Origin of the sequence: Sporosarcina sp. P33, assembly GCF_002077155.1 — a bacterium.
In the GTDB taxonomy this organism is placed as follows: Bacteria; Bacillota; Bacilli; order Bacillales_A; family Planococcaceae; genus Sporosarcina.
In genome coordinates this window covers 1,986,087-2,001,295 of sequence record NZ_CP015027.1, presented here as the reverse complement: position 1 = coordinate 2,001,295, position 15,209 = coordinate 1,986,087, and the positions used below count along the sequence as shown (strand labels likewise).

The 15,209-nt window shown below is 37.7% G+C and carries 11 protein-coding genes and 1 pseudogene; 5 read left to right on the top strand and 7 right to left on the bottom strand.

Annotation, left to right across the window (positions count from 1 at the left end; all coding sequences use genetic code 11):
- Positions 1 to 54: 54 nt before the first annotated feature.
- The 5 genes from wrbA to SporoP33_RS09975 form a co-directional block, all read right to left on the bottom strand.
- Complete coding sequence (gene wrbA / locus SporoP33_RS09995; protein ID WP_081244827.1) at positions 55 to 666, bottom strand: NAD(P)H:quinone oxidoreductase; 612 nt, start codon at positions 664 to 666, stop codon at positions 55 to 57.
- A 259-nt stretch (positions 667 to 925) separates the two neighbouring features.
- Positions 926 to 1,537 carry an alpha/beta hydrolase gene (locus SporoP33_RS09990; protein WP_081243560.1) on the bottom strand — a complete coding sequence of 204 codons (612 nt, stop codon included), beginning with the start codon at positions 1,535 to 1,537 and terminating at the stop codon, positions 926 to 928.
- A gap of 99 nt (positions 1,538 to 1,636) precedes the next feature.
- Complete coding sequence (locus SporoP33_RS09985; RefSeq protein WP_081243559.1) at positions 1,637 to 2,575, bottom strand: ring-cleaving dioxygenase; 939 nt, start codon at positions 2,573 to 2,575, stop codon at positions 1,637 to 1,639.
- Positions 2,576 to 2,697: 122 nt separating this feature from the next.
- Positions 2,698 to 3,303: a flavin reductase family protein gene (locus SporoP33_RS09980; RefSeq protein ID WP_081243558.1), complete on the bottom strand. Its 606-nt coding sequence runs from the start codon at positions 3,301 to 3,303 to the stop codon at positions 2,698 to 2,700.
- A gap of 29 nt (positions 3,304 to 3,332) precedes the next feature.
- Positions 3,333 to 4,316, bottom strand: coding sequence for a ring-cleaving dioxygenase (locus SporoP33_RS09975; RefSeq protein ID WP_081243557.1), 984 nt, complete (start codon positions 4,314 to 4,316; stop codon positions 3,333 to 3,335).
- 829 nt (positions 4,317 to 5,145) lie between these two features.
- Here SporoP33_RS09975 and ahpC point away from each other — a divergent pair.
- The 3 genes from ahpC to SporoP33_RS09960 all read left to right on the top strand — a co-directional run bounded on the left by ahpC (position 5,146) and on the right by SporoP33_RS09960 (position 8,001).
- Complete coding sequence (ahpC, locus tag SporoP33_RS09970; RefSeq protein ID WP_081243556.1) at positions 5,146 to 5,715, top strand: alkyl hydroperoxide reductase subunit C; 570 nt, start codon at positions 5,146 to 5,148, stop codon at positions 5,713 to 5,715.
- A gap of 108 nt (positions 5,716 to 5,823) precedes the next feature.
- Positions 5,824 to 7,305, top strand: coding sequence for an alkyl hydroperoxide reductase subunit F (gene ahpF, locus SporoP33_RS09965; RefSeq protein ID WP_369821976.1), 1,482 nt, complete (start codon positions 5,824 to 5,826; stop codon positions 7,303 to 7,305).
- A 354-nt stretch (positions 7,306 to 7,659) separates the two neighbouring features.
- Positions 7,660 to 8,001 (top strand): toprim domain-containing protein, encoded by a 342-nt coding sequence (locus SporoP33_RS09960; protein WP_081243554.1) that lies wholly within the window; start codon positions 7,660 to 7,662, stop codon positions 7,999 to 8,001.
- 328 nt (positions 8,002 to 8,329) lie between these two features.
- Here SporoP33_RS09960 and SporoP33_RS09955 read toward each other — a convergent pair whose 3' ends face one another.
- Positions 8,330 to 10,120 (bottom strand): UvrD-helicase domain-containing protein, encoded by a 1,791-nt coding sequence (locus tag SporoP33_RS09955; protein WP_081243553.1) that lies wholly within the window; start codon positions 10,118 to 10,120, stop codon positions 8,330 to 8,332.
- Positions 10,110 to 12,347 carry an ATP-dependent endonuclease gene (locus SporoP33_RS09950; protein ID WP_196796763.1) on the bottom strand — a complete coding sequence of 746 codons (2,238 nt, stop codon included), beginning with the start codon at positions 12,345 to 12,347 and terminating at the stop codon, positions 10,110 to 10,112. Before SporoP33_RS09950 ends, SporoP33_RS09955 begins: the two co-directional genes overlap by 11 nt.
- A 474-nt stretch (positions 12,348 to 12,821) precedes the next feature.
- On the opposite strand from SporoP33_RS09950, the pseudogene SporoP33_RS09945 reads away from it, so the two are divergent.
- Positions 12,822 to 13,435, top strand: a pseudogene (locus SporoP33_RS09945) (toprim domain-containing protein); the annotation flags it as partial.
- A gap of 186 nt (positions 13,436 to 13,621) precedes the next feature.
- Positions 13,622 to 15,178: an RNA-dependent RNA polymerase family protein gene (locus tag SporoP33_RS09940; protein ID WP_081243550.1), complete on the top strand. Its 1,557-nt coding sequence runs from the start codon at positions 13,622 to 13,624 to the stop codon at positions 15,176 to 15,178.
- Positions 15,179 to 15,209 lie beyond the last annotated feature (31 nt).

Sequence of the window (15,209 nt, the reverse complement as noted above, 5' to 3'; positions counted from 1 at the left end):
GGACAATTTATTTAGAAAGAGGCGATCGATGGAAGTCGACCGGCTCTATATCACTTATTGATTTCCTTTTTTAACCCATTCAGCCACAGTTACAGTACGTTTTGCCTGATATTTTACGGCAGCCTGAACATCTTCAATCATTTTACCGTCCTGCCCTACGGTTACACTAGTTCCGTATGGGTTCCCGCCTGCTCCAAATACAACAGGGTCGCTGTATCCAGGTGTCGCAATAATCGCGCCCCAGTGCATCATCGCAGTATATAAAGATTGTAATGTAGCTTCCTGGCCGCCATGAGGGTTTTGAGCCGACGTCATACCGCTCACCACTTTATTGATGGTTTTGCCGTTTGCCCATAAACCGCCTTGAAGATCAATAAACTGCTTCATTTGTGATGCCATCACACCGAATCGGGTCGGCGTACTGAAAATAATTGCATCTGCCCACTCCAGATCTTCTGAAGTAGCTACCGGAATGTCTTTTGTATCATTTACAGTCGTCTTCCATCTTTCATTGTTTTCAATAACAGAATCCGGTGCTAATTCCTGTACTTTTAACACTCTGACTTCCGCGCCTGCTTCTTTGGCTCCTTCTTCCGCCCATTTCGCTAATTGATAGTTTGTTCCGCCCATACTATAAAAAATGACCGCTAATTTTACATTTGACATATTATCCGTCTCCTTTGTTTTTTCAAATATTTTACTTAAAAACCCCATACGTACACCTGCTTTTTATTGTTTTTTATTCATTTTTATCAATACCACCTCCGAAAAACACGAAACCGCAATACAGTCCTGTTCTTCTTATGCCCTTACACGAGAAATTTTAATCCCATTATTGAAGTTAAATTTTTTCGTGAAAGCAAAGGTGATTGAAATGCTGAGTTCTGAAATACTTCAAATTTACCAGGCTGTAAGCGCCTGGCCATTACTTGCTATATAGTGAAGCATACCAACTGCCGGCGGCATCAACTTCTTCAGCTGTCAGCTGATGGCCTCTATGTTCCCAATGAAGCTCAACTTTTGCGCCAGCCTTTTCCAGTAACGATTGCAGATCTGTTGATTCCGATGGTGAACAGATCGGATCGTTAGTCCCTGCTCCAATAAACACATTCTTCCCTGTCAAATCAGGCAGTTCTATTCCTCTTAGAGGAACCATCGGATGATGAAGAATCGCGCCCTTTAATGCATTCTGATAATGAAATAATAAACTCGCCGCGATATTCGCGCCGTTTGAGTAACCGATTGCGACTACATGATCTCTGTCAAAATCATACTTCTGTGCTGCTTCATCCAGAAACTCATGTAACTCTTTAGTCCGGAATATAAGGTCTTCCTCATCGAATACTCCTTCAGCCAGTCTCTTAAAGAAGCGGTGCATACCATTTTCTGATACATTTCCCCTGACACTTAATACAGATGCCTCTCTGTCGACTCTGTCTGCAAGGGGCAGTAAGTCCTGTTCATTCCCCCCTGTTCCATGAAGCAAAAGCAGAGTTGGCTTAGCAGGGTCTTTCCCTTTAGTAAATATATGTTTCATCAATTTTCCTCCTTCAGTACTTGAATCTTCACATAAGTAAATGTATTTTCCGTCATATCCCTTTACATACGTCTCAATCCAAATACATTCACATAAAGGTCAGTCGAGCTCTCTGACTTCAATTGGAAGGACTGCCTGTTCAATCTTCTCTCTTTGGGATTCATATTGTTCAGGCAGCATCAAATCGCTTCCCATCGTCTCCTGAGATTCATCATGGGCAAATCCGGGAGGGTCAGTTGCAATTTCAAACAGGATTTTACCGTGCTCCCTGAAATAAATCGCATGAAAATAGTTTCTGTCCCGAACCGAAGTGACACCATATCCTGATTCCTCCACATGCTTTTTCCACTTCAGCAGATCTTCATCATCACTTGCCCGCCACGCGATATGATGTACTGTCCCAACACCCATTTCTCCGAGGCCGACGGTGGTTAGCTTTAAATCAATGACATTTCCTATGTCGCTGGTAGAGCGGAAACGGATCAGGTCTCCTTCCTTTCCGACTTGCTCCAGCCCCATTACGTTTTCTAACAGCTCAGCAGTTTTTTCAGGTTCCTTTGACAGCAGCATAGCGCCTCCAAACCCTTTGATGGCTGCATCAGGCGTTACCCCTCCAAAACTCCTCGTACTCAATTCTCCCTCTTCTCTTTCAACAATCTCCAAGTGAAGTCCGTGGGGATCATCAAATTCCAAGTACTTTTCACCAAAGCGTTCAGTTTTTGTGAATGAAATATTGAACTTTTCCAATCTCTTTTCCCAAAACGCCATCGCTCCTACTGGCACTGCATAGGAGGTAACTCCCACTTGACCATCTCCAATTTTCCCTTGCCGGGCATTAACCCAAGGAAAGAATGTGATGATGGTTCCCGGCTTGCCGCCTTCATCTCCGAAATATAAATGGTAAGTACCCGGATCATCAAAGTTTACGGTTTTTTTAACCAAACGTAACCCAAGCACGCCGGCATAAAAGTCTACGTTCTCTTGTGGATGGCCAACAATTGCTGTGATATGGTGAATTCCTGCGATTTTCTCAGACATTTACATTTCACTCCTTAACTTTTCAATTAACCAAAGTCGGGAGATATTTCTTTTAGACGTTTACCCGCTGTTTGTATAGTTTCCTGTCCTGTCAATCAGCATGTCATTTATATCTTCTATAATTACTTTGGTCTTTCCATGGAAAATATATCTCCAATAGCGGCATAGTTGGTGCCGGCTAACCGGCTGACAGCGCCTAAACCTCTTGGATCGATTCGTCCGTTTTCATAAATTTCTCCATTAATATGAAAGCGAATTATTTCCCCGATAAACAAATCGCTGCCAGGTCCGTCACCCCCGAAAGGGATCGCTTGAACCAGTTTGCATTCCATTCGGACTTTCGCTTCCTTCACTCCTGGAACTTCTATCGTTTCACTTGGCACAAGTGTTAAATCAGCTAGCTCAATTTCACTTTCTGCAGCAGGCAATGAGGCAGCTGTTTCATTGATTTTCGCTACATTCTCATCATCCACAATGTGTACAACAAATTGACGGTTAGTGTACATGTTCCGTGCAGTATCTTTCAAACCATCCGCAGGCCTTTGGACAGCGAGAGAAACCAGCGGAGGGTTTGACGATACGATATTGAAATAGCTGAACGGTGCCCCATTGACGATGCCTTCCTCAGATTGGGTAGTGACAAAGGCAATAGGCCTCGGAATAATAGAACCTATAAGAAGTTTATAATTATCTCGCTCACTATTTTTTGCCGGATCAATCGAAATCAATGAATTCAATCCCCTTTCATGCAATCGGCTTACAGATACTCTTTTTCAATTTCAAGTGTGCTCCTCACAGTGTCAATCGGTCTTACCGCTGCTTCAATTTGCTCCCGTTTTCCTTCAAGGAATGGCGGCAGTGACAAGATTTCCCCTACAGTTTCGTAAGGTTCGTCACCCATAAAGCCGGGACCGTCTGTTGCCCATTCAAAAAGAAGGCCCGGTGCCACACGTGCATATAAAGATTCAAAGAAGAAGCGGTCCACGTAGCCTGAAGTACTGAATCCGGAAGCCTGCATATGGTCGATCCATTGATGCAGCACTTTTGTATCCTCTACGCGGAAAGCTGCGTGATGCACTGTACCAAATCCCTGTCGGCCTGCCGGCAATTTTTCGTTATGTTCCACAATGACCTGTGCGCCATTTCCTCCTTTACCCATTTCAAATAAGTGGAATGCGCCTTCTGCTGCAATTTCACGCATAAACATTACTTTTTCCAAAAGCTCTTTAAAATTGTCAAACTGCGCGATGCGAATATGAACCGGCCCTAAACCTGTAATCGCAAACTCCAAAGGCACCGGACCATTCTGCCAAGGCGTGCCCGACTCAATACCTTCGTTAAATTCATCGGAAATTAACATATACTGTTGATCATCAAAGTCGACAAAGGAAATCGTCTTCTTGCCGAACACTTCCTCTATACCATTATGTTTTACCTGATATTTGTCAAAACGTTTCACCCAGTAATCAAGGGCAGCGTCTGTCGGAACACGGAAGGCCGTTTTATAAATCTCATTCGTTCCATGCGTACCTTTTGGAATACCTGGGAAATCAAAGAATGTCATATCAGTACCGGCGGATCCTTTATCGTCCGCGAAGAATAAATGGTACGTTTGGATATCATCCTGATTGACTGTTTTCTTTACAAGACGCATACCCAAAATATATGTGAAAAATTCATAGTTCTTTTCTGCACTGCTTGTTATGGCTGTTACGTGGTGAATTCCTTTTAAATGTTCCATAAATAATTCCTCCCGCTTATTGTTCTAAGTGAAGTATCTCTATTTCGAGATATATATGTTTTAAAAAAATTTACTGCTGTAAGCAGCTTATTCTTCATTTCATTCAGTTGGCATCGTTAAATTAACGGAAACTGTAGTTTATTTGCCAGTAAAGATAAATTAGAACGAATCGACTTATCTCGAATTCGTAATAAATATAACACGGCTTCATTTTCTTTGTCAACACTTTAATTTAAATTAATTAAAATTGACGGAAAAGCAGGGTAACCCTACTGTTTCTATACCTGAACTATTCCCCAATTTCCAAAAAATATACCTACTTAGTCTAATAAGATATTAGCCGTTCCAAAATATTTATTGCAAACCTTTAATAGTATATTCTCCTAAACAGCAGCAACGTGACAGTCCCTAAAAAAATATGTTCAGTCAAACAAGCATGTATGCTTTACCTTCAAGATTAAATGAATGACTGGCGCCAACCAGGACAGCACTGAATATTTTTATTAAATTCGTAAAATAAAGACCAACCGAGAAACAGATTATTTAATTGAGAATATAGTAGTTACATTCAACGATACATGCTTCTCTTTTTTAAAAAGATTTAATTAGATAATAACAATAGAATCTTTCGTAATACATATTGTATAGCGTGCACCACAAGCAGTCCGAGTATAAATGTTGACAAACAATTTCACTTATACGATAATGATTATGTAATTAGAATTATTATAGTTAGTTGATGGCGATAAAATTTTTATAGTTACCGCGGTTTAGGTTTTAACGATATGGCCAAAACTAGCTATAAATATCATTTAGGAGGAATTTGTTTATGTCACAAATCGGTAAAGCAGTAGAATCATTTAAAGCTTCAGCTTACAACGCAGGAAGCGGAGAGTTCATCGACATTACTGAAGAGAACATGAAAGGTCAGTGGAGTGTTGTTTGCTTCTACCCGGCAGACTTTACTTTTGTTTGTCCAACTGAACTGGAAGACCTTCAAAACCAATACGCTACGCTAAAAGAACTTGGTGTTGAAGTGTACTCTGTTTCAACAGATACACACTTTACACATAAAGCATGGCACGATCACTCAGAAGCAATCAGTAACATTAGATATATTATGATTGGTGACCCTTCACAGAGAATTTCACGCAACTTCGATGTGTTAGATGAAGAATCAGGTCTTGCTCAGCGCGGCACGTTCATTATTGACCCGGATGGTGTTGTACAAGCAGCAGAAATCAACGCTGACGGCATCGGCCGTGACGCAAGCACGCTTGTAGGCAAAGTGAAAGCAGCTCAATATGTTCGCAACAATCCAGGCGAAGTTTGCCCGGCAAAATGGGAAGAAGGCGGAGAAACACTAAAGCCAAGCCTAGATCTTGTAGGGAAAATTTAATTTGAAATAGCGGGGGCATCCCCGCTTTTTTTAAAGAAAAATTATTAAGGAGTATGATTAATCTTGTTAGAACCAGCTATAAAAGCACAATTAGCTCAGTACCTCGAGATGATGGAAAATGACGTGCTTCTGAAAGTCAGCACGGGATCTGACCATGTTTCGAATGAAATGAACGGTTTAGTGAATGAATTAGAAACGATGTCATCTCACATTAAAGTAGAGAAAACCGAGCTGGAAAGAACCCCAAGTTTCAGTGTAAACCGTATCGGAGAAGATACTGGCATCACGTTTGCAGGCGTCCCGCTTGGACATGAATTCACTTCATTAGTTCTTGCGTTATTACAAGTAAGCGGACGTGATCCAAAAGTAGATCAGAAGCTTATTGATCAAGTAAAAAAACTTGACGGTACTTACCATTTCGAATCGTATATAAGCTTAAGCTGTCAAAACTGTCCTGAAGTGGTCCAAGCACTTAACATTATGAGTGTCCTAAACCCGAACATAACTCATACGATGATTGATGGTGCGGCATTTAAAGAGGAAGTTGAAAGCAAAAAGATCATGGCTGTGCCAACAGTATATTTAAATGGGGAAGAATTCTCAGGCGGCCGTATATCACTGGAAGAAATCCTTGCGAAAATGGGCAGTGCGCCAGACGCTTCGGAACTTGAAAACAAGGAGCCGTTTGACGTGCTTGTTGTCGGAGGCGGTCCTGCAGGTGCAAGTGCTGCTATTTATGCGGCGCGCAAAGGGATTCGCACGGGCGTTGTAGCAGATCGTTTTGGCGGTCAAATTTTGGACACGGCTACGATTGAAAACTTTATTAGTGTTACTCGAACTGAAGGTCCAAAACTTGCTGCAAGCCTTGAAGAGCACGTGAAAGAGTACGACGTAGATATCATGAACTTACAGCGTGCAAAACGTTTGGAAAAGAAAGATCTTATTGAAATTGAACTGGAAAACGGTGCTGTTTTAAAGAGTAAATCGGTTATCCTTTCCACAGGTGCCCGTTGGCGAGACATTGGCGTCCCTGGCGAAGCAGAATTTAGAAATAAAGGTGTCGCATACTGCCCGCACTGTGATGGCCCATTGTTTGAAGGCAAAGACATTGCTGTCGTTGGCGGCGGCAACTCTGGCATTGAGGCAGCAATTGACCTTGCAGGTATTGTAAAGCATGTAACAGTTCTTGAGTTTGCTTCCGAGCTGAAAGCCGACTCTGTTTTACAAGACAGACTTCACAGCCTTCCAAACGTTACTGTATTGAAAAATGTTCAAACGAAAGAAATTACTGGTACCGATAGTGTAAACGGAATTACGTACATTGACCGTGACACAAATGAAGAGCACCATATCGAACTGGCTGGCGTTTTTATTCAAATTGGTCTCGTACCAAATACAGACTGGCTAGGCGATTCAGTTGAACGTAATAAATTCGGCGAGATTGTTGTCGATAAGCGCGGTGCAACAAACGTGCCTGGCGTTTTTGCTGCGGGAGACTGCTCGGATAGCGCCCATAAACAAATCATTATTGCAATGGGATCAGGCGCAACTTCCGCGTTAAGTGCATTTGATTATCTAGTTAGAAATTAATGGTCAGGCATGAATTGCTGAAATCATTCAGCGATAGTGGGGTTGAGCATACGAATCCGTTTCCGGACTCGTTCGTCCCTCTCACACCCCATACCCCATACGTACGATCGCGCATATGGCGATTTACTAATGTAAGCGTACGAACTGGTACAATTCGGATATATTCACATATCCAAATTGTACCAGTTTTCATTTCATAGTAAATCACTCATATGGTGACGGGTTCTAAATTACTTCGGAGTTCAATCAGAACTAAGCATCCTATAACAATATACTTCCGCACTAGCCCTCCACCCCTGAATAAGCTATCATTATAAGACAACTATTCATCATATATCTGAAAGAGGTGCCCCCATGAAACCTGTAATCCTAGCCGAAAAACCAAGCCAGACAAAAGCTTATGCCGATGCTTTCTCTTCGCGAAAACATGACGGCTATATGGAAATCAACCCGTGCCCGACATTTCCGGAAGGGGCTTTTTTGACGTGGGGTGTCGGGCGTCTCGTGGAGTTAAAAGAACCGCACACGTACAATCCGTCCTGGAAACGCTGGTCGCTTGGGAGCTTGCTTATATTACCCGAGCGTTACGAGTTCCAGGTGGCTCAAGGGAAATATAAACAGTTTCAAGTCGTGAAGAAATTGATTCGCGGAACGAATACGGTTATTAATGCCTGCGACGTGGACATATCCCTATAAAAGTTTGTGTACATAATTAATTATTTTATCCTTCCTCATACATTTCGAACATATCCGGAGAAAATATGATTTGCACATAAATAAAAAATGCACATAACCAGATTAAACGTCCGGAATTATGTGCATTTCCATATATTCGAATTTAGAAAATCTACAATACAGACTACTTCGACAGTGCAATCAGAAAGTTCTAGAAAGTACTGATAATTCAACCTCTGATAACAATAATATGCCTAAAGTTGATAAAAAAACTTCTAACCGAAAATATCTGAAAATGGACTGAATAATTCTCTACCTTTCAAACTCACATTAGATATTATTTTTGTATTTAAATTCCAGTGTCAATCTCCTCGTCTTTTGCTAAATCATGATTTATGAAGAATGCCTTTGTCTTATTGACATCCTTAGTATAAATAACAATAGCCAAACTTTCTTTTGCTCGGCTAGCTGCGACATAAAATAGCCTTCTAGTTCTTGATAGTGCATTGTCTTTATTCTGTTTAATATTATTTATGTCAGTAACACTCAATCCATCTACACCAAATAATTTTTCATAACTTATCTGATTGCCACCTTGCTCATCATCATTAATAATTACCATTACATTATTATATTCCAACCCTTTAGACCCTTGTTGAGTAACGAATCCATCTACCTTTTCTTTGTATTTAAAATACCTATCGAACTCTGAGCATGTACAGTTTAAAGCAATATTCCAGTTTCTCCATTTTTCACTTTTCTCGTCTTCCAATAAAAGTATTTCTGGTATATCAAATAAATCTAATTTGTGTAACTCAGTAATATAGTCTTTCATTGGCCTATCATCTATGTCATTAAATAAAAGCAGATATTTATTCAAACCTTCAGCAATCTCTAACATATCCCTCCATTTTAGATCCTTGCCTTTTAAAACTTTTTCTTCTCTAAGCATTTTTAACATTGAAACTTTATCACAACCTGTCAAACAAATTTCATGCAATCTAAAAATAATTTTTCTTATGAAGGTTAGTTCCTTTCCGCTAGCATCTCGCAAAGCATTCTCTGTGGGTCCTACATTAAGACTTTCATAAAGATTTAGAAACCCATTTCTTCTGGCTGCCATTTTATGTTCTAAAATCAAACTGTTTATTTCTTTGTCTTCTATTTGAATTTTTTTTTTGAATTTCTCTTTTATCTCTAGCTCAACTTCTCTTACTTTTTCTGATTTGACAGGTCTTATATATACCATAAAAACTCCATGTCTTTTGTCTTTGTTGGGATATTGAGTTAGCCCATCTTCACTTTTACGAAGCTGATTGTTAAAATGTATAATCCTTTCTTGAGATCGCCAATTCATTTCTTTTATAGGTTTGTTCTCCCAGTGAGCGATTGCATCTTGCAAGTCAGCCTTACCTGAGCTATAGACACGCTGCATCATATCTCCAAACAATCCTAAACAAAAGTTATCATGTTCCTCTTCCATTAGAATTAATGCTTCCATTAATTTAGTTTCAGTATCTTGACACTCGTCTATTAAAAGAATAGGATATTTGCTCACAAACAACTTTCTAAAAAATGATTTGTTTATTAAAAACCCTTGGAAGATGCTAATTACGTGTGTATGACCTAAGTAACCTGTAGCACGATTATTTATATCCGGGGAATAATCGAATTTATTTACTTTCTTCCATTCTGCAAGCTGAGCTTCTAGTTTCACTCTATCTCCTTGTTGTGTTTCTGTAGGCTTTTGACCTTTATGCTCTTTACTTTCAATTTTATCTACTAAATCTGTTAATTTCTTTTGCGTGCTATCAATCAAATAGTCTTTGATGTCTTGTTGAAAATAACGAATTATATTCCAAGCAAAGCTATGGATCGTAGAAACTTGAAACACGTCAATATGATCTAATCTCCTGTTTATTTCTTCGCTTGCAGCTTTTGTATAGGTGATGACACCTATCTTTTTCCCTTCATTTCTTAATTGTTGCCCATGCTCGTCGTGAATATGTTGTAAAATCGTAACTAATGATCTTGTTTTTCCCGATCCAGCACCCGCTAAGAGAAAAAAACTTTTAGGTTCAATTAAATTAACGTAAGATTTTAATTCTTCGTCCACCAATTGATCACTCTCACGCTTCATCTATCCCTACTCCTTTGTTTTCATCATTTAGCATTTCTTGAAGCCAATTCAATCCTTCACTAATATATTGTGGCGTATTGAATTTCTTGTCATTTTCTAATTCCCCATAAATTACGTCTAGTGCAAATTGAGTTTTCCCTTTATTCGTCGCTATGAATAGCTTTTCAGAAACATCGGCTTTTATCTTAGGACTTTTATCTAAAATATCTTTGAACTTCTTGAGTAATCCAGTTGGACTCGCTATTGCATTTATGAACTCTCTATTAGACATTGCAAAATCATCTTCAAACGTTCTAGAGTATGCTCGTCCACCTGGTATCGTGGCATGGTTTATATTTTGATAGACGATTCTAATAAAACCGTTCCTTAATTTGTCATCTTCCGACTTCTCTAGCAGTTCTTTAGTGTTTACCTCGTCATCAAATATTTTTTTCAATGTTGCATTAGATGTGCGTAAGCTCTGGCTTTTTCTTGTATAGGTCTTATTCCATTTTCCATTTGATCCTTTCTCTACGCTATCTATGTCCGTTATTATTAATACTGGTCGTTCCAAACTCTCTAATAAAGGGAAAAATTTATGAGCATAGGCTCCTCCAACTTCCATAATAGTTAGATACTTACTACCTAACATAGGGAAATCTTTTTTAATTATTCTTGGTAAAAGGATTCTCTCTCCCGCTCCTTCAATCATAATTATTCCGTCAGCGAAAAATATATCATGTGCTGCTAATTGTAAATACCTTTCGACAAACCTTTTATTCGTCTCGTTCAAGTCGTCATCCAGCTCGACGTTTTCTAAATTCACAACTTCTACCTCATGTAATAAATCTTCATTTGTTCTTCTTTTGAAATATAGTAAATCATCAAAACAAGCATGGTCAGCTATATGTGATGAATGGGTACTCATTACTAATTGCGTATGTAGATTTTCTCCTTGATTTTCTTTGATGACACTCAAGGCTTTTTCGATAAAAACTTTCTGTGCTTGAGCATGCAAATGTGCCTCGGGTTCTTCAATTAGAATGAGATGCAATGCTTTTACTTCATCATCACCATCTGCAGCTATCCGCTCCTTTGTAAAATAAATCAGCTCAAAGAACATAGATATCAAGTTTTGAAAACCTAAACCATTATTTCTTTCAGGCAAGTAATAGTGACTATCTCTTTTATTATCTGGATGGACATTAAATAACACGCTGCTTTCATTATCCATTGTTTCTACAACATCGATGACAGGTGCTACCTTTATATGTGGACTGCCGAAACCTGGATAACCAAAATTAAGCAATGGTTTTACCAAAGTAGTTAAAGTCTTATCTAACTGATTTTCCATATTTCGCTCTGCTTTGAAGTTTGCATTAATCAAATCTATTACACCTTGATCAATGTCCGTCTTCATATCAAACTTCTTATAGTAGTTAGTAAATTGTTTAGATAGTTTTTTTATTTTTTTTATATTTTCATCGTCATCCTTATCTGACAAACCTCTTTGGGCATAAATTTCGTCAACTTTAATAATATTTTTTAACGGATTTCCTTCTAACGCGGTGCTTTCATCACATGGAAATTCGTCTTCATCTTCTGCAGGATTCGCCAAGTACGCCTGGATTTTGAAATTATTTTTCAACTGACCTTCCCCTTTGAGAAAATCTTGAAAATTCATTGGCCACTGCTTTTCAACCGCTTTCTCTATTTCAGCCTTTTCAGAATGACCGTCAATTATTTTGCTCATTTGATTTATACGCTTTCTCGCCTCAATATACTCTTTGAACAGTTTTTCATAATCCTCAGGCTCAAATCTGAAAAAGACTGAGACTTCACTTAAGTCTTTTTCAATGCTCGGAATGATTTCAATAACCTTTTGTAATTCAGACTCTTCTATACTAATTACTATTTTCATTGAAGGTAGAAGTGACTTTAAATCCTGTTCCGCATCATCATATTCACTTTGAATTTCTGCTAACTCGTTCTCATCCGTAGATTGTTCTAGCTTTATTTTTAAATCCTGTATTTTTTCAAACGAGGCATTAATTTTTTGCCAATTATAGATTGTAAAATCATAAAATCCAATTTGACTTTTGCGCTTTAAAAACTTCGAGATAGCCTCCATCGCAGAAGTTTTACCGCTATTATTCGCACCAACGAAAATACTTTGCTCCTCGCTCAAATTAATGGATACATCTTTTAATTTTTTAAAGTTTTTAATTTGTATTGATTTTATTCTCAAAATACTCAACCTCTCTTTCCATTAGCCTATACTATACTGCAATACCCTCTTAATTTAACTCTATTTAATTGCAATATATCACACTTCAATAATTTTTCCGAAAATAGAAGCGATAAATTTTTCAATTTAAAGGGGCTGCTATTGAGGCTTAATTAACAGTTACACAACAATTGTATATTTTAGAGAACTTCCGGCAATAAAATCTATGGGTTTGCATTAGATAAAATATACTTTACAGTAATTTCAGGGTCTTTTATTTAGCCAAGAGGGCGAGCCATTCAATGTGGATCTGCCTGTTGATCTTTTGGCGATAAACCGCTTAGTATATTCCCTTCAAACTTTATGATAAAATTTAAATACGAAAACTAGTTCGTAAGTAATTCACCACATACCTGAAAGTTTTTCAGGATATGAGAAAAAAAACCAAGTAATATACCTAGCTTTTTCACCATCAGAAATAAAGAGGTGACTTCGATGACAAAAGTAGCCATTCTAGTCGAAAAACCATCCCAAGCAAAAGCATATGCAGATGCTTTTTCATTAAAAGCCCGTCACAAAACGCATATTGAACTAAACCCATGTAGCACATTTCCTTCCGGTGCAATCATTACGTGGGGGATTGGACACTTAGTTGAGTTGAAAGAGCCAAAAGAATATCGGAAAGAATGGACGTCTTGGAATTTAGCGTCTTTGCCGATCCTACCAAGTAAATACGAGTTCAAGGTATCCAACAATAAAAAGGTGCAGTTCAACTTTATTAAACAACTGTTCAATGATCCTGCTGTTTCAACGATTTTGAACTGCTGCGATTGCGATCGTGAAGGATCTAATATTTTCTATTCCATCTACTACATGACCGGCGCGAGGAATAAGACGATTAAGCGACTTTGGATTAACTCTTTGGAAGTTGATGAAGTACAAAAGGTTTTAATAACCTTCAAGATAATAAAAAAGACTTATTGCTTTATCACGAAGCAAAAACACGTCAAATTAGCGATTGGCTCGTTGGAATGAATGGTAGTCGCCTCTACACCCTCCTTCTTCAACAGAAGGGATTTTGTGAAAGCCTTTCAATTGGACGAGTTCAATTGTATCCCTCTACCTTGTAGGGTTTAATTACAGATACATTGATATCAATAGGTTGCACTAATTTCACCCATATATTTTTGGGTAGATTATAATTTGAAAACCTGCTTCACTTGATTTAAGAACTAGAATACATAGACCTTGCTTTCCAGGATACAAACTTGGCAAAGTGAAATGAGGAGAAAAATATGAAGCTTAACAATCTGTATAATTTCAAAAATTCTGTTAAACATTTTCTTGATATAGATGCCCTTACACTACCCACGGATTTATCATCATTTGAAATTAGTAACTTGAGTTGGGTTGCCCCTTTTAATTTCAGTGTTAAAAAACAGGATGATAGCTACCGTTCTTTGAAGATACCAAATATCTTAAATTTTGTAGTGGCTTATGAACATTTTAAGGACTTGTCAAACTTTGATTCTATTCAAAGCCTGGATTCTTCACATAAACGCTTATCAGCAAATATTGATACTGGTGATTTTGTATCAGGAGAATACGATAGACAATTGGAAGAAGACTTTAATAGGTTATGCGTATATGATCAGTTGCTTAAATTGGATATAAAAGAATACTACGGAAGAATATATACTCATTTGATAGAATTTGAAGGGCATGAAGAACGATTTCTATCCAATATGAATCTAGGAAAAACAAATGGGTTGATAATGGGGAATTACTTGTCACTATATTTCGCTGAGAGTAACTTAAAGAACATCAGTAAAGACATTGAAGAAGAACTTAGAACATCGCTGATCGACTGTGAGTTCTCTTACTTCTCTGATGACTTTTACTTTTTTTGCAATAAAAGTGATACTGAAAAAGTGACTAGAATCTTTGACAAGGTACTAGAAAAGTATGAATTGGAGAGAAACGAAACTAAAAAGGAAATTTGGACATATGAATCTTTTAATAATTATAATTTAGTTGCAAGGTATTGGAAAAAAATAATAGCCCACTGTAATGTAAGATTTGACAAGGAAAAATCTAATAATAAGCTTTATTTTATAAACCAACTTGTCTTTAGAGTTTCAAAACTAAAGGATGATAAACTTAAAAAGGTCTTTATAAATAACTTTTTTAAAACAAAATACTTTAGAGAGTTAGAGCTTGAGGAATATCAGGTTAAAGACTATGATTACCACCAATTATGTTTTCTTCTTAGCTCGTCGCCTGAAACTATACTGTACACGGCCGATAGGTTTAATAATATGAGTAACTTCGAAAACAATAAATTACGCCAATTTCTACATGTTAGATATAGAGAAGCACTTAAAACATCCTTTAACGAAGAACAGTTATATTTTTATTATGCCATTAAAATATTTGGCTTTGAGGATATATTGGTTGAAAATAAGGATAGAATAATTGAGACAAACAATCAAATACTGATTTCGTATTACCTAAAAGATAGATTCTTTGAACAGGAAGATATAACTAAATTAAAAGAACGAGACGATGAACGATACTGGTTTCAAAATTATCATCTAATCCTATATACCGATGACTTAAATACTGATTTAGAAAATAGTATTACCAAATATTTAATACCTAAGAACGCAACAAAAGCTAAACAAAAGACCTCTTATATGAACTTTTACAAAGAGAATATATCGTCAGGCCTTTCCATAATTAGAGATATCCCAGATGTACTCCAGGAAATAGAGGATTACTTAGCCTTAAGAATAGAGGAAATGGAAGAAGACTTTGAAGAAGAAAGTGAGTTTGAAGTTGAAGAAAGCTGAAAAAATAAGGGTAACATTATGGAAGAACAAC

Coding starts and splice junctions, on each gene's coding strand:
- wrbA (WP_081244827.1), bottom strand. CDS start 666: ATGTCAAATGTAAAATTAGCGGTCATTTTTTATAGTATGGGCGGAACA.
- SporoP33_RS09985 (WP_081243559.1), bottom strand. CDS start 2,575: ATGTCTGAGAAAATCGCAGGAATTCACCATATCACAGCAATTGTTGGC.
- SporoP33_RS09960 (WP_081243554.1), top strand. CDS start 7,660: ATGAAACCTGTAATCCTAGCCGAAAAACCAAGCCAGACAAAAGCTTAT.
- ahpC (WP_081243556.1), top strand. CDS start 5,146: ATGTCACAAATCGGTAAAGCAGTAGAATCATTTAAAGCTTCAGCTTAC.
- SporoP33_RS09940 (WP_081243550.1), top strand. CDS start 13,622: ATGAAGCTTAACAATCTGTATAATTTCAAAAATTCTGTTAAACATTTT.
- SporoP33_RS09955 (WP_081243553.1), bottom strand. CDS start 10,120: ATGAAGCGTGAGAGTGATCAATTGGTGGACGAAGAATTAAAATCTTAC.
- SporoP33_RS09975 (WP_081243557.1), bottom strand. CDS start 4,316: ATGGAACATTTAAAAGGAATTCACCACGTAACAGCCATAACAAGCAGT.
- SporoP33_RS09990 (WP_081243560.1), bottom strand. CDS start 1,537: ATGAAACATATATTTACTAAAGGGAAAGACCCTGCTAAGCCAACTCTG.
- ahpF (WP_369821976.1), top strand. CDS start 5,824: ATGATGGAAAATGACGTGCTTCTGAAAGTCAGCACGGGATCTGACCAT.